The organism is Kitasatospora sp. NPDC088783 (assembly GCF_044750705.1).
Lineage (GTDB): Bacteria > Actinomycetota > Actinomycetes > Streptomycetales > Streptomycetaceae > Kitasatospora > Kitasatospora fiedleri.
Map to the genome: position 1 here is coordinate 455,679 of NZ_JBIVKJ010000004.1, position 22,422 is coordinate 478,100.

The window sequence follows — 22,422 nt, forward strand, 5'->3', positions numbered from 1 at the left end:
CAACCTGCCCGACCCGGGCAGTGACGACGAGCTGTTCATGCTGCTCGCCGCCTCCATGGCCGCCGACGCCGAAGCCGTCGCCCGCGGCGAGGTCCTCGACCTCGACAAGGCCCGCGCCGAACGCCGCCCCGCCGCCCCCACCACCCTCGCCGACAACGAGGAGAACGGGGAGAACGGGGAGGAGCTGCCGTCCGTCTACGTCGACCAGGCGCCCGCCGTCCCGCTCCCGACCCCGGCCGGCGCGCGCCGCCCGATCCTCCCGGCCTGGCTGCTGTCGAAGACGGAACTGCGCACCCAGCTCAAGTGGGTGGGCGGCCACGTGGGCCACTCGGTGGCCTACCACGCCGTCCGCGCCCCCCTCTACGCCGCGAAGCTGGCCGCCCGCTCCCCGCGCGGCACCGCCCGCACCCTGTCGTTCCTGGGCCGGTGGGCCTCCGACGCCGAGGGGCAGCCGCTGCGCTCGGCCGCCGCGCGCCGCGAGGACGCCGAGCTGTACCTCAAGCTCTCCCGGCAGCGCGACCACCGCGTCCGCCTACGCGGCATCATCATGCTGCTGGGCTCGGTGTTCGGCCTCACCGCCACCGTCGTCCTGCTGGTCATGACCTCCACCGCCACCCTGCTCGCCCTGGCCGCGGGCGTGGTGCTGGCCCTCGGTGCGGTGGGGGCGCCGGCGGACGAGCCGCTGATCGGCCGGGCGGTGGTGAAGACCAAAGCGCCCAAGCTCACCTCCGACATGGTCGTCGCGGCGCTGGAGTCGCTGGGCATCGGGGCGATCACCTCGGCGAAGTCGAAGAACTCCGGGATCACCTTCCCCGCGCCGATCACTCGCGACGGCCCCGGCTGGCGCGCGGATGTCGAACTGCCGCCCGGGGTGGAGGTCACCGACGTGATGGAGCGCCGGGGCCGCCTGGCCTCGGGTCTGCGGCGTCCGATCGGGACGGTGTGGCCGGAGCAGGCCCGGGGTGAGCACCCCGGCCGCATGGTCTTGTGGGTGGGCGACCAGGACATGGCCAAGGCCAAGATGCCCGCTTGGCCGCTCGCGAACTCCGGCACCGTGGACCTGTTCGACCCGGTCCCGTTCGCCACCGATCAGCGCGGCAACTGGGTGATGGTCACGCTGATGTTCATCTCCGGGATCATCGGTGCCGTCCCCCGCATGGGCAAGACCTTCCTGCTGCGGCTGCTGCTGCTCATCGCCGCCCTCGACCCGCGCGCCGAGCTGCACACCTACGACCTCAAGGGCACCGGCGACCTCGACCCCGTCGGCAACCAGGTCAGCCACCGCCACCGCGCCGGCGACGACGAGGACGACATCGAGTACGCGATTGCCGACATGCGCGAACTGCGCGAGGAACTGCGCCGACGCACGAAGGTGATCCGCTCCCTGCCCCGCGACATCTGCCCGGAGTCGAAGGTCACCAGCGCCCTGGCGGACAACAAGTCCCTCAAGCTGCACCCGATCGTGGTCGGGGTGGACGAGTGCCAGGTGTGGTTCGAACACCCCAAGCACGGCGTCGAGTTCGAGGAGATCTGCACCGACCTGGTCAAGCGCGGCCCCGCGACCGGCATCGTGCTGCTGCTGGCCACCCAGCGCCCCGACGCCAAATCCCTGCCTACCGGCATCTCGGCGAACGCGATCCTGCGCCTGTGTCTGAAGGTCATGGGCCAGGTCGAGAACGACATGGTGCTGGGCACCTCCTCCTACAAGCGGGGCGTGCGGGCGACGACGTTCTCCCGGGAGGACCGGGGCATCGCCTACTTCGTTGGCGGCGAGGGCGCGGACGCCCAGATCGTGCGCGCGGTGTTCGCCGACGCGCCGATGGCCGAGGCGATCGCCGCGCGCGGCCGCCGAGCCCGCGAGAGCGCCGGGCTGCTGTCCGGCTTCGCCGCCGGCCAGAGCGACGCGGCCCCGGCCGCCGCCGTCTCCTACGACCTGCTCGCCGATGTCCTCGCCGTGATGGGCCCGGACGAGCCGAAGCTCTGGTCCGAGACCGTCGTCTCGCGCCTGGCGGAGCTGCGGCCGGACATCTACGGGCCGTGGGCCGAGCTGGAGGGCCGCGCGAAGGCCGACCAGTTGGTGGCCGCGCTCAAGCCCTACGGCATCACCACCGGCCAGGTGTGGGGCACCACCGAGGACGGCAAGGGTGCCAACCGGCGCGGCATCACCCGCGACGACATCGCCAAGGCCGTCACGGAGCGCGACAAGAAGCGCGGCGCCTGACCGCCCGGATCGGGTGCTAGGTCTAGCGGACACCCCGCTAGACCTAGCACCCCCGCTAGCGGCCCAAAACCCCTTTGATCAGCAACCTAGCTCCTAGTGCGCCACCTGCGAGAACCCCGGAAACCGCCCTGGAGGCCCCGTTGACCCCCCTGGTACTGCCCGCGATAGCCACCGCCCTGATCGTCACCCTCGGTTACGCCATGGTGTGTGCGGCCAGCCCGTTCGGTACCTGCCGCAAGTGCACCGGCCTCGGCTTCGCCCTCACCACCGACCGCCGGGGCAACCCCAAGCGCGGCAAGACCTGCCGCCGCTGCAAGGGCGTCGGCAAGCGCATCCGCCTCGGCCGCCACCTGTTCAACCTGGCCTACCGCACCTGGCGCGCCGGCACCCGCTGAACCCTCCCCCTGCTCGTCCCGCTCCGGCCCTCGGGCCGTCGACCGAAAGGCCGTGTCATGGCCCTGACGATCTCGCTCGCCCTGCTGTTCGGCATCGCCCTCACCTTCCTCCTCAAGACCAAGAGCATCGGCTTCGGCTCCGCCCTGGTCGCCGCGCTGTTCGGCTTCCTGCTCGCCTCCACCGGCGCCGCCGGACCGATCAACAACCTCCTGCACGCGCTCCTCGACGCGATCGGCAAGGTCCGCGCGTGAACATCGCCGCCGCTCCGGCGATCCGGCCGCTGGCCGCCGCCCACCTGCGCGACGCGCTGACCGCCGCCGCCAACCACAACCCGGCCGCCGCCCTGGCCGCGCTGATGAACATCGACCCCGCCTCCTGGGACGCGATCCAGCACCGCGCCCACCAGCTCGGCCTCAACCTGCTCGACCTCCTCGCCCTCGCCGCCCGCAACGGAGGAACCCGATGAGCACCACCACCGACCTGATCGCCGCCGCCGTCATCGTCACCCCCACCCTGCTGGCCGGCGCCGCCTACGCCTACAGCATCCGGGGCGCCGCCGCCGACTCCGCCCGGGTCCGCGCCGTCCTCGCCCTCTCCGCCTACGAGCGCGAGACCGCCGCCGAGCAGGACGACGCGACGCCCGTCCCGCCCGACGGCGGCGAGCCCCTCCCCAGCACGGCCCCGGTGATGCGCCTCGCCCCGGTCATCGACCTGCACACCCGCCGCGCCGCCTGACCCGCAACCCGGTCCCCTGCACCAACCCGGGCCCGCCGAACCGACCCTCGGCGGGCCCGGGCCCTGAACCGGCACCTCCCGAACTCAGGAGCCCAGCATGGACCCCGTCCAGCGCCACACCGCCCGCCTCGCGCTCGCCGCCGCCCTCCCGCTCGCCGGCCTGCCCACCCGCGACGGCTTCACCCGGGCCGCCCGGCGCTTGGCCCGCCACCCCGAGGCCGCCGTCATCCTCATCGACCTCGACGGCTTCAAGAAGGTCAACGACACCTGCGGCCACCAGGCCGGAGACGCGATCCTGCGCGCCGCCGCCGACGCCCTCGACCTCATCTCCGGCACCGACGGGTGCGCCGCGCGCCTCGGCGGCGACGAGTTCGCCGTCATCACCACCCTGCCCCAGCACCGGGTGCCCTTCACCATGAGCAAGCTCAAGTGGGCCCTGTCCGCCCCCATCCCGTGGGACGGTGCCGAACTGCGCGTCGGCGCCTCCATCGGCGTCGCCCGCCTCGCCGACCTTCCCCAGCCCACCGTCGGCGACGCCCTCGCCGCCGCCGACACCGCGATGTACCACGCCAAGCACAACGGCGGCGGCTGGCACCAGCACACCCCCGACACCGACACCACCCAGCGCCGCTGGCAGCGCACCCAGCCCGCCGCCTAGATGTGCCATCTCATGAGGCTGGTACCGCGACCTCGATCAACAGTCAACTGACGTCTGTTTTTGAAGAGTTCGCAGAATGAAGCCCCATCACGTGGTCATGTGGTCAGGCGGCATCACCAGCTGAGCCGCCGCCCGCCATATCGTTCAGACCCACGGCGCGGCCAGCACCACCCTGCTGTTCGTCGACACCAACGCCGAAGACCCCGATTAGCTCGGTTAGGCGAGAGGGAAGCCTTCGAAACCGTCGTCGGTGCGAAACACCAGCATGATGTTCAGGCTATCCAGCAGGCTGCGCAGATCCTTTCCAGGATCGCCGGGGAGAAGAACGGCAAGGCGCATGCCGGTGGGAACGTCAACGTGCCGCCGGTAGTCGTACAACTGGCCGATGGCCATACGGACATCGTCGCGCCGGACGGTTCCCTTGGCCTCGTACAGGACGTTGTCGGTCACGTCGTAGGCATCGGTCTTCATCGTTCCAGCGACGCCTTCCGCGGAGAGCTGGAAGCGCTTCACGATGTGGCCAGCAGCTTCCAAGTGCGCCTTGTATGCCTTAACCAACTGGCCTTCCCGGCGCTGCACCGTCCGGGGGCCGCCTGGGATGTTCGCCACCGTTGTGTCGGTGGCGTGCTCCTCCGTCTCGATCTGCTTAGACGCTGGCCCCGCTGAAGGCTTCTTCTTGCCGGCGGCCACGGGTTCGGGGGTCGCCTCGAAGTCGAGCTCGACCACCGTGTCCGCCGTGGCCGGAGGGATCGCATCCTGAGGCAAGAACTTCGGCGGATGCGGCGCCTTCGGGTCGGGCCGCAGGTGAAATACGATGACCTGCCGTTCCACCCCGTCCCTACCCGGTGCGCGGCGGAATTCGAAAGGCTCGTCCAGGTCGAGCATCATCTGCCCGATGTAGCGCTGCTGCTTGCCCCCCTTCATCTTCTTGCCCGTGACCGGGTCGAGTCGGGGCCCGTTCGCCACGAACAGGTGGATCACACGGCCATCCTCACGGTGCCGTTGCAGGGACTTGTTCCCGCTGGTAAAGACCTGGTCTCCGTACGGTCCTTCACCCGTGTACAGGTACAGCTGGCCACGGTCGTCGTCTTCGGCCTGCCCGTCGAAGGTGTAACCGTGCTTTTCTCCGACCTTCGGGTCTGAGTACACGATCACCGCGTTGGACTCGACCGCCTCCTCGATTCCGCCGTACTTGGCGCCGCCGAGTGCCGCGGCAACTTCGGTCCGAGTGGTCAGCAGCCCCGGGATGAGCTCAAGGTCATGGTTCACCATGCCGGGACTCTAACCGCCTGCTCTGACAGGCAGGTTCGGCACACGCGGCATCTCCAGTCGCTTTCTCGCGGAACAAAACCACGTCACAGGAGCATGCGATGCCGGCCTTCCTGGACTGGCGCGACGCCCGGCACTACGACCGCACCCGAACCCTCCCGTGCCGCTGGTGCGGCAAGCCCACCCCGCTGCGCGACGACCAGCGCCGGCCCTCACACAAGGTCTGTGCCGAGAACGCGGCGGACAACGACAGCGGCGGCAGCCCCGATTCCTGGCCGGAGAGGGCTGCCGCCAATCCAGAACTTCGACAGAACTGGAGAGACCCAGCATGACCCAATTCACCCTGGTGCGGGGAGAGCACCTGTCGGTGGCGCTCTCCCTGGCCGCCGCCGGCGTGCCCGTCATGCCGCTGCGGGCCGGGAAGGTGCCTTTCGGCAACTGCTCGACCTGCGCCGACAACCGGTGCGGTGGCCGGCCGAACATGAAGACCCCCGGCCCCTGCGTCTGCCTGGCTCCCTGCCACGGCTGGGCCGCCACCACCACCGACCCGAACACCCTCAACTCCCCGGCGTGGGCGCGTGCCTGGCAGCAGGCCGCCGCCGTCGCCTACCACCCCGGCGGCGCCGGAATCACCGTCGTGGACCTCGACAACGCCGACGCCATCGACTGGGCCCGGAAGCACCTGCCCACCACCCGCGCCGTGGCCACCACCCGGGGCGAGCACTGGCTCTACCGGGGCACCATGCCCTCCGCCAACGCCGTCCGCCCCGGCGTGGACATCAAGTCGCTGATGTCCTACGCCCGCTGGCTCGGCACCGGCACCGGCGGCCCCCTGGCGCCCCTCCCGGACGCGGTGCGGGCCCTGATCGTGCGGGAGCCCGCCCCGGCCCGCCAGAGGCCCGTCACGGCGCCCCGGCTGGCCGCCGGGGGCAGGGCGTGCCCGCACCGCAGCCCCGTGTTCCTGGAGCGCGGCATTGCCATGGCGGAGCAGCGCATCACCGCCGCGACCGCCGCCGTCCACGCGACCGTGTTCGCGGCGTTCCTGGCGGTGCTCTCCACCCACGGCCGCTGCGGGTGCCTGACCGACGCGCACGTGCAGCGGCTGTTCGCCGCCGCCGGCGCCAAGGGCGAGAGCCACCGGCACTGCACGGAGGCGTGGGACAACGCCGTCCACAGGCTGGGGATGAACGCGTGAGCGACGACGAGAAGACCCCGGCACGCGAGGTCATCGCCGACTACGCGCAGGCGCACTTCCGGTACTTCCGCACCGCCGACGGCACCGTGTACGCCCAGCGCCTCGGCCACCCGGTGGCCCGGCCGATTCGCTCGCAGGGCACCACCGGCAGCCACCGCCAGGAACTCATGGTGGGCCTGTTTCGGGACGGCGTCGGCGTGTTCAACGGCACCGCGCTGAAGGAGGCCCTCGACCTGATCGAGGCCCTCGCCCTCTCCGAGGACGTGCAGGCCGTGCACATCCGGGTGGCGCCCGGCTTCGACGGCGCCACCTGGCTGGACCTGGGGCGGGCGGACGGCCTGTCGGTGCGCATCCACCCGAACGGCTGGGACGTCACCACGCCGGACCCGCGTGAGGTGTGCTGGCGCCGCACCCAGCTCACCGGCGAACTGCCCGTCCCGGTCAAGGACACCGACGGCAAAGGCATCGACCTGCTGCTGGGCCTGTGCAACTTCGCCACCGCCGCCACCGAGTGCCTGGCCCTGGCCTGGCTGATCGGCTGCCTCGGCCCGAGCGTGCCGGTGCCGGCACCGTTCCTGACCGGACCGCAGGGCGCGGGCAAGTCCACCGGCGGCCGGATGCTCGTGCGGATCATCGAGGGCATGAGCGGCGACCTGCGCCGCGCCCCGAAGGACGAGGAGAACCTCGTCGCCGCCGTCGCCGCCGGGTGGGTCACCGCCCTGGACAACCTGAGCCACATGACCCCGGACCTGTCCGACGCCATGTGCTGCATCGTCACCGGCGCCGAGTCCGTCAAGCGGGCCCTGTTCACCGACGGCGACGTCCACCGCTCCAGCTACCGCCGCCCGCTGCTGCTGACCGGCATCGACGTCGGCGTGATCCGCCCCGACCTGGCGGAGCGCCTGCTCCCGCTCAGGTTGGAGCGGCCGGCCGTGCGCCGCACCGAGGCCGAGCTGTGGACGGAGTACGAACAGGTCCTCCCCGTCGTCCTCGGCTCCCTGCTCGACCTCACCGTTCAAGTCCGCGCGGCCGAGGCCGAGACCCCGACCGACCTGCGGATGGCCGACTTCGCGCACCTGTGCGCGCAGCTCGACGCCGCCACCGGCCTCGGCGCGCTGCCCGCCTACCGGGCCAGCCTCGACGACCTGAACGATGACGTGATCGAAGGCGACCTGCTCGCGCAGACCGTCCTCAAGCACGCCGAGACCATCGTCCCGGGCCAGCCCCAGCGCATGACCTCCACCGAGTGGCTGGCGACCCTGAGCCGCCTCTACGCGGGCGACGAACTTCGCCCCCTCCCGAAGGGGTGGCCGACGACCGGGAAGGTGCTCTCCGACCGGCTCAAGCGCCTCCAACCCACCCTCGCCGCCCGCGGCGTCCTCATCGACACCGGCCGCACCATGACCGGCCGCTACCTGGAGATGGCCCGCCCCACGCTCCCGGCCCCGCCCGAACAGACCTGCCTGCCCTGACCGCAGGCCCGGAATCGCAAGAAGAGCACGGCGTCGCCTCACCGCCCGGGTGCTCCTCTTGCGGTTGGCGTCGCACCGCCCCAGAGCGTGCCGCGCAGCGGCTCCTCCTTCTCCCTGAGCGGAGCCCGACCACCAACAGAACCGCCCCCTCTTTTTCCTAAGTAGGGGAACGCTGCGTCATGTGCGTCATGCGGGCCGAAAAACGCCCGCTGACCTGGACGGAAGACCATGACGCAGAAGACGGACGCTGCGTCATCCTGCGTCATCTGCGTCATGGGCTGCGTCATCGCATGACGCAGCCCATGACGCACAGCCCCAACGCTGCGTCATACAAAACCCCAGCTCAGACCCCCTACATGACGCTGATGACGCAATGACGCAGAAATCCCCGCCTCGGACAACACACGCAAGGCCAGAAGTTCCTCAGCACAGTTCATGCGACAAGCAGGAGCCGCTATGTCCATCGCTGTACCCGCCCACCTGGCCATCGCCCAGAGACACCACCCCGCCGCACACCAGAGCCGGGGCGCGCTGCCGACGCTCTTCCAGCCGGCCGACGTCGCCAAGACTCTCGGCAAGTCCGAGTGGTGGGTGAAGGAGCAGGCTCGGCGCGGGCGGATCCCCTTCACGAAGCCGGGACGGGCCTACCGCTTCACCGCCGAGCAGGTCGCCGAGATCGTCCGGCTCTACGAGGCGCGGCCGATCAACGCGGTCGTGCCGCAGCCCCAGGCCGCCGCCGTCCGCGAGGCCCGGAAGCAGGTCCGCGAGCAGCAGCCCGGCCGACCGGCGGTCCGGCTTCGCGCGAGGGTTCCGCGCCGGGCCGCCCACCAGCAGCAGAGCGCTGCCTGATCACGCGTCACCACACCACCCGCCCCGTCCGGCCGCCCGCCGGGCGGGGCCTGTCCGTAGAAGGACCACATTGGGATATGGCGAGAACCGGGGCGACTACTGGCGCGCCCGGTACAAGATCGCGCCCGGGAAGTACGGCACCGTCTTGGACACCAACGGCAAGGCGGTGCGCTACAAGACCAAGCGGGCCGCCGAGAAGGCCGCCGGGATCGCCGAGGACGAGAGCGCCAAGGCCGCCGCGCAGCCGCCCGCCGCCCCGGAAGCGGAGCCGGAGCAGACGACCTTCGGCGAGTACGCGAGCGCCTGGTACGAGGAGCAGGACTTGGCCGCCTCGACCATGCAGAACTACCGCCGCCACATCGAGGAGCACCTGCTCCCCGAGTTCGAAGATGCCATGATCGGCGAGATCACCAAGGGCGAGATCGACGCCTGGGAGCGCAAGGAGCGCGAGCGCGGCTACGCGGCCAGCAGCATCAAGACCTGGCGCGGCACCCTGCACCTGATCCTAGCGGACGCGGTGGACGACGGGTTGCGCGACTCCAACCCGGCCACCCGCCGGCGCGGGCGGGGCAAGCGGGCCGGGCGCTCCCGGAACCGGGGCCCGGAGAAGGTGGTGACGAACGCGCTCGGCGTCCTGCTGATCGCGGAGCGGGCGGCGCTGCTGTCCGGCCGCGACGACGAGTTCGTCGCCGTCGTCCTCAAGGGCTTCACCGGGATGCGGTGGGGCGAGATCGTCGGGCTGGAGAGCGTGTTCGTCCGGCCGGCGGCCGTCCGGGTGGAGCACCAGCTCTACGAGCTGGACTCCGGAGAGCTGCACCGCTGCCCGCCCAAGGACGACTCCTACCGGACGATCGACGCGCCCGGGTTCCTGTCCGCGCTGCTGGCGGGGCAGGTGGCACGGGCGAAGCGGGCGCCGTGCGAGTGCCACGGCCTGAGCTACCTGTTCAACGGGCACGGCACCGCGAACGGCGCCGCCCGGCGGCCCGGGGCGAAGCTGTCCGACGTCGCCCGCGCGGCCGGCGTTTCGACCGGCACCGTCTCCAACGTGCTCAACCGCCCGGAGGCGGTGGCCGAGCCCACGCGGGCCAGGGTGGAGAAGGCGATGGCCGACCTCGGCTACGTCCGCTGGCAGACGAGCGGGGAGAACGCGGCGCACTGGCGGCGCAACGGCTTCGCCACGTGGCTGTTCCACCCGGCGGCCACCGGCTGGTACCCGAAGAAGGCCCCAGAGGAGGCCCGCCCAGTGCCGCTGCTGGCCGCGCCCTGGCCCGGCGTCCCGGCGCGCGGCCGGGGAGCCGCCGGCCGGGCTCAGGCGTGCTGGCTGCCGATCGCGCGCGGCCTTACCCCACACGGGCTGCGGCACTCGCACAAGACGATGATGGACGAGCTGCGGACCCCGGCGAAACTCAAGGACGAGCGGATGGGGCACGAGGACGGGTCGGTGCAGGCCCGCTACTCGCACATCACGCCGGAGATGCGCCGGGACCTGATGGACGGCCTCACCCGCATGTGGACCGCCGCCCTCGACATCCGCCGGCGGATGGCGCCGGGCTCGCCCGTGGCGGTGCTCGATGCCCTGCTGAAGGAGCCTCAGGGGTAGCCCCGGGGAGAGGGTTCTCCGGCGGTTTTCTCCCAGGATTCTCCCAAGAGGTTCGGGAGAGACAAGCAGGGCCGGCGTTCCCTGAGGAACACCGGCCCTGACCTGCACTTACGAAGTCGGGGTAGCGGGATTTGAACCCACGGCCTCTTCGTCCCGAACGAAGCGCGCTACCAAGCTGCGCTATACCCCGGTCCTGCGGTGTTGCCTTCCGTGTCCGGCGCAACGAGTAGAACTCTACAGGAGGTGGGGCCAGAGACGAAATCCGGTTTCGGGGCTGGTCAGCGGGGGGCGGGGGTGAGGGTGAGGAGGGTGGCTTCGGGGGGGCAGGCGAAGCGGAGGGGGGTGTAGCGGTTGGTGCCGCAGCCGGCGGAGACGTGGAGGTAGGAGCGGTGGTGGGGGGTGGTGTGGGTGGAGAGGCCCTTGACGCGGTCGGTGTCGAGGTCGCAGTTGGTGACCAGGGCGCCGTAGAAGGGGATGCAGAGCTGGCCGCCGTGGGTGTGGCCGGCCAGGATCAGGGGGTAGCCGTCGGCGGTGAAGGCGTCGAGGGAGCGGAGGTAGGGGGCGTGGACGACGGCGAGGGAGAGGTCGGCGTCGGGGGAGGGGCCGCCGGCGACGGCGGCGTAGCGGTCGTGGCGGATGTGCGGGTCGTCGAGGCCGGTGAACTCGATGTCGAGGCCGGCGACGGTGAGGCGGCCGCGGGCGTTGTTGAGGTTGAGCCAGCCGGCCTGGTCGAAGCCGTCGCGGAGCTTCTGCCAGGGGTTGTGGACGGCGCCGCTGATGCCGCGGCGGCCGCTGCCGTCGGGGTTGTTGAGGCCGTGGACGCCGCTGCGGAGGGCCTTGAGGTAGCGGGTGGGGCTCTTGGGGGTGGGGCCGTAGTAGTCGTTGGAGCCGAAGACGTAGACGCCGGGGAAGTCCATCAGCGGGCCGAGGGCGTCCAGGGCGGCGGGGACCGCGAGCGGGTCGGAGAGGTTGTCCCCGGTGTTGACGACCAGGTCGGGGTGGAGGCCGGCCAGGCTCTTCAGCCAGCGCTGCTTCTTGGCCTGGCCGTTGACCATGTGGATGTCGGAGACCTGGAGGATCCGGACCGGCCGGGCGCCGGCGGGCAGGATCGGGACCTCGACGCGGCGCAGGCGGAACGAGCGGACCTCGTACCCGGCGGCGTAGACGAGACAGGCGGCGCCGGTGGCGGCGACACCGAGCGGGACGGAGTACAGCGGTCGCATCGGTCCATGGTCGCAGACGGGCCGAACGGGCCGACGGGCACCCGGGGGTGGAGCGGTCCGACGGGGCGTCAGGGCCGGGGCGGACGGTAAAGGAGCGGCGGCGGGGCGGGGCAGGTGCCAGAATCGACGGCATGACGACGCTCAAGGAGCAGCTGCAGGAGGACCTCACGGCTGCGATCAAGGCACGGGACGAGCTGCGCTCGTCCACCCTCCGGCTGACGCTGTCCGCGATCACCAGCGCGGAGGTGGCGGGCGAGGAGAAGCGCACGCTGTCCGACGACGAGGTGCAGCAGGTGATCGGCCGGGAGGCGAAGAAGCGCCGGGAGGCGGCGACCGCCTTCGAGGGTGCCGGCCGGGTCGAGCAGGCGGCGCGGGAGCGGGCCGAGGGCGAGGTGCTGGCCGAGTTCCTGCCGAAGCAGCTGACGGACGAGGAGCTGGCGGCCGTGGTGGCCGCCGCCGTGGCGGAGTCCGGGGCGAGCGGCCCGCAGGGCATGGGCGCCGTGATGAAGCTGGTGCGCCCGCAGGTGGAGGGCAAGGCGGACGGCGGCCGGGTGGCCGCCGCCGTGAAGGCCGCCCTGGCCGGTTGAGCGCCGGGGAGTGGCCTGGGGGAGTGGCTTGGTGGGGGAGCGACCTGAAGAGGAGCCCGAAGAGCTGAAGGGCTGACGGGAGCCGTGAACGCCGAACCGCCCGCGAGGAGATTCCTCGCGGGCGGTTCGCGCGTTCCGGCGGCAGTGCGTTCCGGGGGCCGCCGCGGCTAGTGGCGGCCGGGCTTGCCGGTGTTCCCCCCGATGATGCCCGGCGGGAGGCTGATGCCGCCGTTGGTGGCGCCGCCTGTGGGCCAGCCGGGGAGGTTGGTGTTGGTGTTGCCGGTGTTGGGGGTGGTGTTGCCGGTCTGGGTGGCGTTGTCGCCGGAGGGGGCGGAGGGGGTGTCGCTGGGGGTGGTCGACGGCTGGCTGGGCTGCGGGATGTCGACCTTCTGGAAGCTGGACACCGGGCTGCCGTCCAGGGCGTCGTTCATGGCCATCTGCCAGATCGGGCCGGGGCCGTCGGAGCCGTAGACCGCGCTGAAGGGGTGGCCGCCGATGTGCATGTTGCGCATCGAGACGTTGCCGCCGACGCCGCCGAGCCAGACCGAGGTGGACAGGTTCGGGGTGTAGCCGGTGAACCAGGCCGCGTAGCGGTTGTCGGTGGTGCCGGTCTTGCCGGCGATCTGGCGGCCGTCGTCGAGGCCGAGGGCGGAGCCGGTGCCCTTCTCGGTCACGCCGAGCAGCAGGGTGTTGATGCCGTCCGCGGTGGTCTGGGACATCGCCTGGGTGCAGTTGGCGCCGGGGACGCCGAGTTGCTTGCCCTCGCCGTTGGTCACCGAGGTGATCGCGACCGGGGAGCAGTAGAGCCCCCGGGCGGCGAACGCGGCGTAGGCGGTGGCCATCTGCAGCGGGCTGACCTCCTGGGTGCCGAGCGTCATCGAGGCGACCTGCTGGATCTTGCTGCCGTTGGCCAGGGTGCCGAGGCCGAGCTTGTCGGTCATCTGCTTCACCGGGCACAGGCCGATCTGCTGTTCGAGCTGGATGAAGTAGGTGTTGACCGACTTCTGCATGGCGATCTGCAGGCTGTACGGGCCGTGCTCGCTGGTGGACTCGTTGGTCAGCGTCTGCGGGTCGTGGGTGGTGCCCTCGCAGGTGGTCATCTTGGGGTACTCCATGCTGTAGGGCGAGGGGTACTCCTGGCTGATCGGGACGCCGGACTCCAGCGCGGCCGCGGCCACGATCGGCTTGAAGGTCGAGCCGGGGGAGAAGCCGTTGCCGCCGCCCATGGACGCGCCGACGTTGAGGTTCAGCACGGTCTGGTTCTTCGAGGTGTCCAGGCCGTACGGGCGGGTCTGGGCCATGGCGAGGATCTTGCCGGTGCCGGGTTCGATCATGGTGCCGGCCGAGGACACCGGGTCGGTCACGTAGACCTTCTTGGTGACCGCGTTGTACATCGCCTTCTGCTTGTCCGGGTCGATGGTGGTGTTGATCTTCAACCCGCCCTGCGACCACAGCTTCTGGCGGTCCGCCGCGGTGGCGCCGAACGCCGGGTCCTGCTTGACCACGTGGCGCACGTAGTCGCAGAAGAAGCCCATGCCCTGGTCGGCGGTGATGCAGCCGTTCTGCGGCTCGGAGTACTTGATGCCGAGCGGCGCGTCCAGGGCGGCCTTGGCCTGCTCCGGGGTGATGTGCTTGTACTCCAGCAGCTTGTTGATCACCGTGTTGCGGCGGGTCTGCGCGGCCTGCGGGTGGGCGATCGGGTCGTACGCCGTGGGGTTCTGCACCAGGCCGGCCAGCATCGCGGCCTCGGGGACGGTGAGGTCCTTGGCGCTCTTGCTGAAGTACCGGTTGGCGGCGGCCTCGACGCCGTACGCCTGGTGGCCGTAGAACGTGATGTTCAGGTAGTTGGTGAGGATCTGGTCCTTGCTCAGGTCCTCTTCCAGCTTGATGGCGTACTTGAGCTCCTGGATCTTGCGGCCCAGGCTCTTCTTGGTGGCTTCGAGGAAGGCGGCCTGGTCGTCGCCGGCCTGCTCGACGAAGACGTTCTTCACGTACTGCTGGGTGAGCGTGGAGGCGCCCTGCGCGGTGGTGCCGGACTCGGCGTTCTTGGTGATCGCGCGGAGCACGCCCTTGAGGTCGACGGCGCCGTGCTCGTAGAACCGGGCGTCCTCGATGTCGACCTGGGCCTGGCGCATCACCGGGGCCATCTGGTCGGCGGTGAGGATGGTGCGGTCGCGGTCGTACACCTTGGCGATCAGGCCGCCCTTGGCGTCGTAGATCATCGACGCCTGGGAGAGGGTGGGCTGCTTGAAGTCGTCCGGGATGTTGTCGAACGAGTCGGCGGTGTCCTTGGCGGTCAGGCCGAACGCTCCGACGGCGGGCAGCGCCATGCCGGCGACCAGGACGCCGGCCAGGATCGAGCCGCCGAGGAACTTGACGCCGTTGCCTGCCTTGTCCATCAGGGAGCCGGTGGATCGCGTGGGTGCCATGGAGAGAACCCTACGTGCCGGAATCCCGTACAGGGGGGCAGGTGTTCGCCTACGCTTGTCACAGAACTGCGACAGCTTCGCTCTGTCCATCGTCATCACTCTTGTGAGTGATGAGCTTTGTCCGATTCGCGGGGTTCTGTCCGTGATCCGGACGGATGCGTGGCGGGTCGCTGTCGCGCACCGTGACGAAAACGCCCCTTCCGGCTCCGGCAAGCCCCCCGACCTGCAATCACTCCAACGAGTGAGCTGCTGGACACCCATAGTCCGATTGGGTCATTCGAGATTGGGCATACAGGGGCTGTTGCGCTGTGCCGTTCTTCCGTAACGTCCTCAACTGGCAACGGTGAATATGCCGTTGCCGCCGTGGGGGAGCCCCGAATCGGGAGAGGACGGCGCCGGGATGGGCTGGGTGGACGACTGGAGCGCGCAGGCGGCGTGCCGCACGAGCGATCCGGATGAACTGTTCGTGCAGGGGGCGGCGCAGAACCGCGCCAAGGCGGTGTGCAGCGGGTGCCCCGTGCGCACCGAGTGTCTCGCGGACGCGCTCGACAACCGGGTCGAGTTCGGCGTCTGGGGCGGGATGACGGAGCGCGAGCGGCGGGCGCTGCTGCGCCGGCGGCCGACCGTGGACTCCTGGCGCCGGCTGCTGGAGACCGCGCGCACCGAGTACGAGGAGTCGTTGGCGACCGGGGTGGTCCTGCGGGACTACGCCCAGGCGGTCTGACGCTCCGTCAGGAGGCCGTGGCGGGCGGGTCGTCGACCCGCCCGGCGGGCTCGACGGTCCGGGCGGCGGTCTGGGCTCACCCGGTGGGCTCGCGCGGTCCGGCGGGTTCGGCGGGTGCTTCGGCGGGTTCTTCGGTGGGGGTGCCGAGCAGCTCGCCGACGGCCCGCAGGCCGTCCAGGTCGTGGACGTCGCCGGGGAGGGCGGCCACCTCGACGATCGGCACGTCCGGGTAGACCGAGGCGAAGCGGTTGCGGGTGCGCCGCTCCCTCGTCATGACCTGCATCCGTTCGGCGTGCAGCCGCAGCAGCCCGGCGGCCAGCGTCTCGGCCGCCACGGTGGCGTGCGGCGTGCCGTTCTCCTCCAGCGCCTCGGCGGCGGCCAGCGCGCGTTCGGCGGTGAGCTGCGGGGCGCCGGTGGAGTGCACCCGGTTGAGTACCAGGCCGGCCAGCGGCATCTCGTCGGCGGCCAGCCGGTCGACGAAGTAGGCGGCCTCGCGCAGCGCGTCCCGTTCCGGGGCGGCGACCACCAGGAACGCGGTCCCCTCGGCCTTGAGCAGCTGGTAGGTGCGGTCGGCGCGCTCCCGGAAGCCGCCGAACATCGAGTCCGTCGCGGAGACGAAGGTCTGGATGTCGGTGAGCAGCTGGGCGCCGAAGATCTTGCCGAGGGTGCCGCTGATCAGCCCCACGCCGACGTTCAGGAACTTCATCGCGGAGCGGCCGCCGACCTTGGCGGGGGCGGTCAGCAGCCGGATCACCCGGCCGTCCAGGAAGGAGCCGAGCCGGCTCGGGGCGTCCAGGAAGTCCAGCGCGGAGCGCGACGGCGGGGTGTCGACGACGATCAGGTCCCAGCGGTCCTCGGCCCGGAGCTGGCCGAGCTTCTCCATCGCCATGTACTCCTGGGTGCCCGCGAAACCGGCCGACAGCGACTGGTAGAACGGGTTCTCCATGATCGCCCTGGCGCGTTCGGGCTCCGCGTGGGCCAGCACGACCTCGTCGAAGGTCCGCTTCATGTCCAGCATCATGGCCTGGAGCTCGCCCTCGCCGCGGGTGCCCTTGACCACCCGCGGGGTGTTGTCCAGCTCGCTCAGGCCCATCGACTGGGCCAGCCGGCGGGCCGGGTCGATGGTCAGCACCACGACGCGCCGCCCGCGCTCGGCGGCGCGCAGGCCGATCGCCGCGGCGGTGGTGGTCTTGCCGACGCCGCCGGAGCCGCAGCAGACCACGATCCGGGTCTCCGGGTCGTCGATCAGGGTGTCGATGTCCAGCCCGGTCATGCCGCTCCCTGCCTCGCGCCGTTCGCCGTGCTCGTGCTCGTGCTCGCGCCGTTCGCCGTGCTCGTGCTCGTGCCGTCCGCCGCGCTCACGCCGCTCCCTGCCGCTTCAGCTCGCCCGCCAGCCGGTACAGCCCGGCCAGGTCCATGCCCTCGCCGATCAGCGGCAACTCGTAGGTGGGGAGCCGCAGTTGCTGGAGGTCGGCGCGCTGGGCGCGTTCCAGTTCGACCCGCTCGGCGTGCTCCCTGGCCTGCTCCAGCAGCGGGTCGAGCAGCGGCTCGACGTGCGCCCGGACGGTCTCCGGCTTGCGCGAGCGCCCGCCCAGGCCGACCTCGCCGAGGGCCAGCGCCACCTCCTCGCGGTGGTCGCCGTCGGCCGCCGCCACCGCCGCCGCGTCCAGTATCGGCGGGCGCACCATGTTGACCAGCACGCCGCCGACCGGCAGGCCGGACTCGCGCAGGTCGGCGATCCCGTCCACGGTCTCCTGCACCGGCATCTCCTCCAGCAGGGTGGTGAAGTGCACCGCCGTCTCGGGGGAGCGCAGCACCCGCATCACCGCCTGCGCCTGGGAGTGGATCGGCCCTATCCGGGCCAGGCCCGCCACCTCGGAGTTGACGTTCAGGAAGCGGGTCAGCCGGCCGGTCGGCGGGGCGTCCATCACCACCGCGTCGTAGCGGCGGCGGCCGTCCGGGCCCTTGCGGCGGGCCGCCTCGCACGCCTTGCCGGTGAGCAGCACGTCGCGCACGCCCGGGGCGACGGTGGTGGCGAAGTCCACGAAGCCGACCTTCTGCAGGGCCTTCCCGGCCCGGCCCAGCTTGTAGAACATGTCCAGGTACTCCAGCAGCGCCTGCTCGGTGTCGATCGCCAGCGCGTGCACCTCGCCGTGGCCCTTGCCGGGCAGGCCGAGCTGGGCGGGCGTCACGGTGGCCACCCGGCGCTCCTCGTACGGCAGCGCGGCGATCTGGAACAGCTCGGCGATGCCCTGCCGGCCCTCCACCTCGATCAGCAGGGTGCGGCGCCCGTCGGCGGCCAGGGCCAGGGCCAGCGCGGCGGCCAGCGTGGTCTTGCCGGTGCCGCCCTTGCCGCTGACCACGTGCAGCCTGACGCCCTCCCAGTCCGGCTCGCGCGGCGCTGCCTGCTCGGTCGGCCCCGCCGTACCGCTGGTGCCCGCCACGCCCGCTCTCCGTCCGCCGCTGTCCGTCGCTGTCCGTCGCTCTCGGTCGGGGCCCCGGGGCACCCCTCACCGCGAGGGTAACCAGCGAGCGCTCCGGATGCCGGGAGCATCCCGGGCACCCCGGCGAATCATGCCCCCTTTGTGTCCCACCTCACACCGGTCCGGGCGGCTAGAGTCACCCCCATGACCAAGTGGGAATACGTCACCGTGCCGCTGCTCGTGCACGCCACCAAGCAGATCCTCGACACCTGGGGCCAGGACGGCTGGGAGCTCGTCCAGGTCGTCCCCGGGCCGAACCCGGAGCAGCTGGTCGCGTACCTCAAGCGCGAGAAGGAGTAGTCATGGGCCAGGTCGAGCAGAGGCTCGCCGAGCTCGGGCTGACGCTGCCCGAGGTCGCCGCCCCGGTCGCCGCGTACGTCCCGGCGGTGCGCGACGGCGTGCACGTGCTGACCTCCGGGCAGCTGCCGTTCGTCGCGGGGAAGCTCCCGCTGACCGGCAAGGTCGGCGCCGAGGTCACCGCGGAGGACGCCAAGGAGCTGGCGCAGGTCTGCGCGCTGAACGCGCTGGCCGCGGTCAAGTCGGTGGTCGGTGACCTGGACCGGGTCGAGCAGGTGGTCAAGGTGGTCGGCTTCGTGGCCTCCGCCCCCGACTTCACCGGGCAGCCCGGCGTGGTCAACGGCACCAGCGAGCTGCTGGGCAAGGTCTTCGGCGAGCGCGGCGTGCACGCCCGCAGCGCCGTCGGCGTGGCGGTGCTGCCGCTGGACGCGCCGGTCGAGGTCGAGCTGACGGTCCGGGTCCGGGACTGATCCGGGCGCGGGCCGGGGCCCGTCACCGCTTCCGCGGTGGCGGGCCCTTCGCGTGCCGGGCGGCGGGCCGGGGGGGTGCCGGGGTGTCGGACGCCGGGCGGCGGGCGCCGGGCGGCGGGTTGTTCCGGGGCGGGGCGGCGGCGGTTAACATCCGTGAACATGCTGGAGATGCCGCCGTCCTGGCCCGCCCGAATCCGCGCCCTGGCCGCCGGGGAGCTCACCCCCGTCCCGGCCCGGGCCGCCGCCACCGTGGTGCTGCTGCGCGAGGGCCCGGCCGGGCCGGAGGCGTACCTGCTGCGGCGGCGGGCCACCATGGCCTTCGCCGGCGGGATGTACGCCTACCCGGGCGGCGGGGTCGACCCGCGCGACCGGGAGGTGCGCCCGCCGTGGGCCGGGCCGTCCGTCGAGCGGTGGGCCGAGCGGCTCGGGGTGGACGGGCCGACCGCCTGCGCGGTGCTGTGCGCGGCCGTCCGGGAGACCTTCGAGGAGGCCGGGGTGCTGCTGGCCGGGCCGGACGGGCGGACGCTGGTCGAGCCCCGGGACTGGGCGGCCGAGCGGGCCGCGCTGGAGCGGCACGAGGTCTCGCTGGCCGAGTTCCTGACCGCGCACCGGCTGGTGCTGCGCAGCGACCTGCTGGCGCCCTGGGCGCGCTGGGTGACCCCGGAGTTCGAGGAGCGCCGCTTCGACGCCTGGTTCTTCGTCGCCGCGCTGCCGTCCGGGCAGGCCGCCGCGGACACCGTCGGCGAGGCCGACCGGGTCGCCTGGCTGACCCCCGCCGAGGCGGTGGCCGGGTTCGAGGCGGGCGAGTTCGGCATGCTGCCGCCGACCGTCACGGTGCTGCGCGAGCTGCTGCCGCTGCGCACCGCGGCCGAGGCGACGGCGGTGGCGGCGGGGCGCCGGGTGGAGCGGGTGCTGGGCCGGGCGGAGGTGGTCGGGGACCGCATGACGGTGCGCTGGGACGGGTATGACGAGCTGACTATCGACGGCGTGTTCCCGGCGTGAGAACCTTCCCCCGGAGCGATCACCGGCCCCGCCGGGAGGACCGCTTCCGGGCCGTCCGCGCGTCGGCCCGTACCGTCGACCAGCAACCGCACCGACTGCTCCGACCTCGGAAGGAGACTCCGATGGCCCACAACGACGTGGCTCGCCGGACCTCGGCCACCCCCGTCCGCACCGTCACCCCCCGGGCCGCCGCCCGCGACGGCGGCGCACCCGCGGAGACCGCCCGCCTGCTGACCCGCGACCTGCCCGGACGGGCCCTGCACCGTCCGCTCCCGTCGCGCCGGCTCGGCCTCGTCGAAAGGGACGCCGTATGAGCGCACCCCACCGGGCGGCCCCGGGCCGCCGTGCCACCGAGGACGCCGCGTGAGCGGCCTGCTGCCGGGCGACCCCGCCGACACCGTCGGCGGGGTCGCCACCCCGCGCGCCCAGTGCGTGCTCGCCCCCAACCCGTCCCCGATGACGCTGGACGGCACCAACACCTGGCTGCTCTCCGAGCCCGGCTCCGAGCTGGCCGCCGTGGTCGACCCCGGCCCGCTCGACGAGGCCCACCTGCGCCGGATCGTCGACACCGCCGAGCGGCAGGGCAAGCGGATCGCGCTCACCCTGCTCACCCACGGCCACCCCGACCACGCCGAGGGCGCCGCGCGGTTCGCCGAACTCACCGGCACCGCCGTCCGCGCCCTCGACCCGGCGCTGCGGCTCGGCGAGGAGGGCCTGCACGGCGGGCAGCGCCTCGACGTCGGCGGCCTCGACCTGCGGGTGGTCGCCACCCCCGGCCACACCTCCGACTCGCTGACCTTCCACCTGCCCGCGGACGGCGCGATCCTCACCGGCGACACCGTCCTGGGCCGCGGCACCACGATGGTCGCCCACCCCGACGGGCGCCTGGGCGACTACCTCGACTCGCTGCGCCGCCTGCACACGATGGCCGCCGAGCACGGCGTGCGCACCGTGCTGCCCGGCCACGGCCCGGTGCTCGCGGACGCGCTGGGCGCCGTCGACTACTACCTGGCCCACCGGGCGTCCCGGCTCGCCCAGGTGGAGACCGCGGTCGAGGACGGGTGCCGCACGGCGGCCGAGGTGGTCGCCCGGGTGTACGCCGACGTCGACCCGGCGCTGTGGCCCGCGGCGGAGCTGTCGGTGCGCGCGCAGCTCACGTACCTGGAGGACCGGGGCCTGATCTAGCGGGCGCCGCGTCCAGCGGGCGCCGCGGAACCCGGGGCCGACGCACCGCGAGGCCGCGACGGGGGCAGGTGAACCTGCCGTCCGTCGCGGCCTCGCTCCGCGTCCGGGTGCGCGCGGCTAGCGCGAGCGGCGGGAGAGCCGCTCGACGTCGAGCAGGACGACCGCGCGGGCCTCCAGCTTGAGCCAGCCGCGGCCGGCGAAGTCGGCGAGCGCCTTGTTGACCGTCTCGCGGGAGGCGCCGACCAGCTGGGCGAGCTCCTCCTGGGTGAGGTCGTGCGCGACGTGGATGCCCTCGTCGGACTGGACGCCGAAGCGGCGCGAGAGGTCGAGCAGGGCCTTGGCGACCCGGCCGGGCACGTCGGAGAAGACCAGGTCGGACATCACGTCGTTGGTGCGGCGCAGGCGGCGGGCGATGGCGCGCAGCAGGGCGATGGAGACCTCGGGGCGGGCGTGCAGCAGCGGGAGCAGGTCGCCGTGGCCGAGGCCGAGGAGCTTGACCTCGGTGAGGGCGGTGGCGGTGGCGGTGCGCGGGCCCGGGTCGAAGAGCGAGAGCTCGCCGATCATCTCGGAGGGGCCGAGCACGGCGAGCATGTTCTCGCGGCCGTCGGGGGAGGCCCGGTGCAGCTTGACCTTGCCCTCGACCACGACGTAGAGCCGGTCGCCCGGGTCGCCCTCGTGGAACAGCGACTCGCCGCGGGCGAGCGTCACCTCGGTCATGGAAGCGCGGAGCTCGGCAGCCTGGTCGTCGTCGAGTGCCGCGAACAGCGCGGCGCGCCGCAGAACGTCGTCCACGAGCTTCCTCCTGCTGGTGTCTGGGCAGTGCTACTCACCACCAAGGATGACGCATGTCGCTCCGATCATATGAGGAGGGGGTGTGCCGAGGTGGGGCCCACGCGGCCATTCGCGCAGTTCGGGTGGGCGTTTCCCGTCCTCGGCGGGCTACCCGCCGAGGGCCTGGCGGGCGAAGGCGCGGGTGCCGGCGACGTGGTGGCGGGCGAGGGCGGCGGCGGTCTCCGGGTCGCGGGCCTTGATGGCGTCGAGCAGCTGCTGGTGCTCGGTGCACATCGGGAGGCTGGTCTCGACGTCGGAGGTGAGCCGGAACAGGCGGCGCAGCCGGCCGTCGAGCGGGGCCATCATGTCGCGCAGCAGCGGGTTGCCGGAGAGTTCGACGATCTCGCGGTGGAAGTCGGCGTTCAGGCTGACCGTCTCGCGCAGCCGGCCGGCCGCGGCGGCCTTGCGGGTGCGGGCCAGGACGCGTTCGAGGCCGCGGATGCCGGCGGGGGTGGCGTGCCGGGCGGCGAGGCTGGCGGCGAGGGCTTCGAGGGACTCGCGGACGGCGAAGAAGTGCTCGGCCTCGGCGGGGCCGAAGTCGGCGACGACGGCGCCGCGGCGGGCCTGGACGGTGAGGAAGCCCTCGCGTTCGAGGCGCTGCATGGCCTCGCGGACCGGTATCCGCGAAACGCCCATGCCGTCGGCGAGTTCGCGTTCGACCAGGCGCTGCCCGGCGGGGTACTCGCCCTCGATGATCCGCTCGCGCAGCTGGACGTAGACGAGGTCCGCCAGCGACTGGTGGGCGTCGCCGAGGGTGTCGGTCATCGGGTGGCTCCAGGCGGAAGCGGGCGGACGG

General features: G+C 72.4%; 24 protein-coding genes and 1 tRNA gene. 17 read left to right on the forward strand and 8 right to left on the reverse strand.

The annotated features are described in order from the left end of the window. The first annotated feature begins 37 nt into the window (after positions 1-37). The 6 genes from ACIP60_RS14590 (at position 38) to ACIP60_RS14615 (ending at position 4,010) form a co-directional block, all read left to right on the forward strand. Positions 38-2,221, forward strand: a complete 2,184-nt coding sequence (locus ACIP60_RS14590) for a cell division protein FtsK (RefSeq protein ID WP_400684180.1) — start codon at positions 38-40, stop codon at positions 2,219-2,221. Positions 2,222-2,361: 140 nt separating this feature from the next. After that, positions 2,362-2,616: a hypothetical protein gene (locus ACIP60_RS14595; RefSeq protein WP_400683644.1), complete on the forward strand. Its 255-nt coding sequence runs from the start codon at positions 2,362-2,364 to the stop codon at positions 2,614-2,616. A 57-nt stretch (positions 2,617-2,673) separates the two neighbouring features. Continuing rightward, entirely contained in the window at positions 2,674-2,868 is a 195-nt protein-coding gene (locus ACIP60_RS14600) for a hypothetical protein (protein WP_400683647.1), read from the forward strand. After that, positions 2,865-3,083, forward strand: a complete 219-nt coding sequence (locus tag ACIP60_RS14605) for a hypothetical protein (protein ID WP_400683649.1) — start codon at positions 2,865-2,867, stop codon at positions 3,081-3,083. Before ACIP60_RS14600 ends, ACIP60_RS14605 begins: the two co-directional genes overlap by 4 nt. Further along, the gene (locus tag ACIP60_RS14610; protein ID WP_400683652.1) at positions 3,080-3,352 is read left to right on the forward strand and encodes a hypothetical protein; all 273 of its coding nucleotides are present in this window, start codon (positions 3,080-3,082) and stop codon (positions 3,350-3,352) included. Before ACIP60_RS14605 ends, ACIP60_RS14610 begins: the two co-directional genes overlap by 4 nt. 97 nt (positions 3,353-3,449) lie before the next feature. Further along, the gene (locus ACIP60_RS14615) at positions 3,450-4,010 is read left to right on the forward strand and encodes a GGDEF domain-containing protein (protein WP_400683654.1); all 561 of its coding nucleotides are present in this window, start codon (positions 3,450-3,452) and stop codon (positions 4,008-4,010) included. 216 nt (positions 4,011-4,226) lie between these two features. Here ACIP60_RS14615 and ACIP60_RS14620 read toward each other — a convergent pair whose 3' ends face one another. Further along, positions 4,227-5,282 carry a hypothetical protein gene (locus ACIP60_RS14620; RefSeq protein WP_400683657.1) on the reverse strand — a complete coding sequence of 352 codons (1,056 nt, stop codon included), beginning with the start codon at positions 5,280-5,282 and terminating at the stop codon, positions 4,227-4,229. Between the two features lie 325 nt (positions 5,283-5,607). Between ACIP60_RS14620 and ACIP60_RS14625 the strand changes: the two genes are divergently transcribed. The 4 genes from ACIP60_RS14625 (at position 5,608) to ACIP60_RS14640 (ending at position 10,395) form a co-directional block, all read left to right on the forward strand. After that, on the forward strand, positions 5,608-6,474 hold the full coding sequence (locus ACIP60_RS14625) for a bifunctional DNA primase/polymerase (protein ID WP_400683659.1): 867 nt from the start codon (positions 5,608-5,610) through the stop codon (positions 6,472-6,474). Beyond that, positions 6,471-7,946: an ATP-binding protein gene (locus ACIP60_RS14630; protein ID WP_400683661.1), complete on the forward strand. Its 1,476-nt coding sequence runs from the start codon at positions 6,471-6,473 to the stop codon at positions 7,944-7,946. Before ACIP60_RS14625 ends, ACIP60_RS14630 begins: the two co-directional genes overlap by 4 nt. A gap of 456 nt (positions 7,947-8,402) precedes the next feature. After that, entirely contained in the window at positions 8,403-8,795 is a 393-nt protein-coding gene (locus ACIP60_RS14635) for a helix-turn-helix domain-containing protein (RefSeq protein ID WP_400683663.1), read from the forward strand. A gap of 70 nt (positions 8,796-8,865) precedes the next feature. Then, the gene (locus ACIP60_RS14640) at positions 8,866-10,395 is read left to right on the forward strand and encodes a tyrosine-type recombinase/integrase (RefSeq protein WP_400683665.1); all 1,530 of its coding nucleotides are present in this window, start codon (positions 8,866-8,868) and stop codon (positions 10,393-10,395) included. Between the two features lie 116 nt (positions 10,396-10,511). Here the strand turns inward: ACIP60_RS14640 and ACIP60_RS14645 are convergent. Both ACIP60_RS14645 and ACIP60_RS14650 read right to left on the reverse strand, forming a co-directional pair. Further along, positions 10,512-10,585 (reverse strand) — tRNA-Pro (locus tag ACIP60_RS14645). Positions 10,586-10,673: 88 nt separating this feature from the next. Next, positions 10,674-11,618: a metallophosphoesterase gene (locus ACIP60_RS14650; RefSeq protein WP_400683668.1), complete on the reverse strand. Its 945-nt coding sequence runs from the start codon at positions 11,616-11,618 to the stop codon at positions 10,674-10,676. Between the two features lie 131 nt (positions 11,619-11,749). On the opposite strand from ACIP60_RS14650, the gene ACIP60_RS14655 reads away from it, so the two are divergent. Continuing rightward, on the forward strand, positions 11,750-12,205 hold the full coding sequence (locus tag ACIP60_RS14655; RefSeq protein WP_400683670.1) for a GatB/YqeY domain-containing protein: 456 nt from the start codon (positions 11,750-11,752) through the stop codon (positions 12,203-12,205). A 167-nt stretch (positions 12,206-12,372) separates the two neighbouring features. Here ACIP60_RS14655 and ACIP60_RS14660 read toward each other — a convergent pair whose 3' ends face one another. After that, positions 12,373-14,634 carry a transglycosylase domain-containing protein gene (locus tag ACIP60_RS14660; protein ID WP_400683672.1) on the reverse strand — a complete coding sequence of 754 codons (2,262 nt, stop codon included), beginning with the start codon at positions 14,632-14,634 and terminating at the stop codon, positions 12,373-12,375. A 400-nt stretch (positions 14,635-15,034) separates the two neighbouring features. Between ACIP60_RS14660 and ACIP60_RS14665 the strand changes: the two genes are divergently transcribed. Beyond that, positions 15,035-15,358, forward strand: coding sequence for a WhiB family transcriptional regulator (locus ACIP60_RS14665; protein WP_030919726.1), 324 nt, complete (start codon positions 15,035-15,037; stop codon positions 15,356-15,358). 76 nt (positions 15,359-15,434) lie between these two features. Here the strand turns inward: ACIP60_RS14665 and ACIP60_RS14670 are convergent, their stop codons facing one another. Together ACIP60_RS14670 and ACIP60_RS14675 are read right to left on the reverse strand one after the other, a co-directional pair. After that, complete coding sequence (locus ACIP60_RS14670) at positions 15,435-16,631, reverse strand: ArsA family ATPase (RefSeq protein WP_400683675.1); 1,197 nt, start codon at positions 16,629-16,631, stop codon at positions 15,435-15,437. Positions 16,632-16,716: 85 nt separating this feature from the next. Further along, entirely contained in the window at positions 16,717-17,727 is a 1,011-nt protein-coding gene (locus tag ACIP60_RS14675; RefSeq protein ID WP_282206540.1) for an ArsA-related P-loop ATPase, read from the reverse strand. Positions 17,728-17,985: 258 nt separating this feature from the next. On the opposite strand from ACIP60_RS14675, the gene ACIP60_RS14680 reads away from it, so the two are divergent. The 5 genes from ACIP60_RS14680 to ACIP60_RS14700 all read left to right on the forward strand — a co-directional run bounded on the left by ACIP60_RS14680 (position 17,986) and on the right by ACIP60_RS14700 (position 20,795). After that, positions 17,986-18,141 (forward strand): DUF4177 domain-containing protein, encoded by a 156-nt coding sequence (locus ACIP60_RS14680; protein WP_014136749.1) that lies wholly within the window; start codon positions 17,986-17,988, stop codon positions 18,139-18,141. Positions 18,142-18,143: 2 nt separating this feature from the next. Further along, entirely contained in the window at positions 18,144-18,608 is a 465-nt protein-coding gene (locus tag ACIP60_RS14685; protein WP_100837500.1) for a RidA family protein, read from the forward strand. 159 nt (positions 18,609-18,767) lie between these two features. Next, entirely contained in the window at positions 18,768-19,610 is an 843-nt protein-coding gene (locus ACIP60_RS14690) for an NUDIX hydrolase (protein WP_400683679.1), read from the forward strand. Between the two features lie 122 nt (positions 19,611-19,732). After that, entirely contained in the window at positions 19,733-19,924 is a 192-nt protein-coding gene (locus ACIP60_RS14695; RefSeq protein WP_400683681.1) for a hypothetical protein, read from the forward strand. A gap of 49 nt (positions 19,925-19,973) precedes the next feature. After that, positions 19,974-20,795, forward strand: coding sequence for an MBL fold metallo-hydrolase (locus ACIP60_RS14700; RefSeq protein WP_400683683.1), 822 nt, complete (start codon positions 19,974-19,976; stop codon positions 20,793-20,795). A 117-nt stretch (positions 20,796-20,912) separates the two neighbouring features. Here the strand turns inward: ACIP60_RS14700 and ACIP60_RS14705 are convergent, their stop codons facing one another. Then, entirely contained in the window at positions 20,913-21,587 is a 675-nt protein-coding gene (locus tag ACIP60_RS14705) for a Crp/Fnr family transcriptional regulator (protein ID WP_014136744.1), read from the reverse strand. A gap of 147 nt (positions 21,588-21,734) precedes the next feature. After that, positions 21,735-22,391 (reverse strand): GntR family transcriptional regulator, encoded by a 657-nt coding sequence (locus ACIP60_RS14710; RefSeq protein ID WP_100837503.1) that lies wholly within the window; start codon positions 22,389-22,391, stop codon positions 21,735-21,737. Positions 22,392-22,422: the final 31 nt, after the last annotated feature.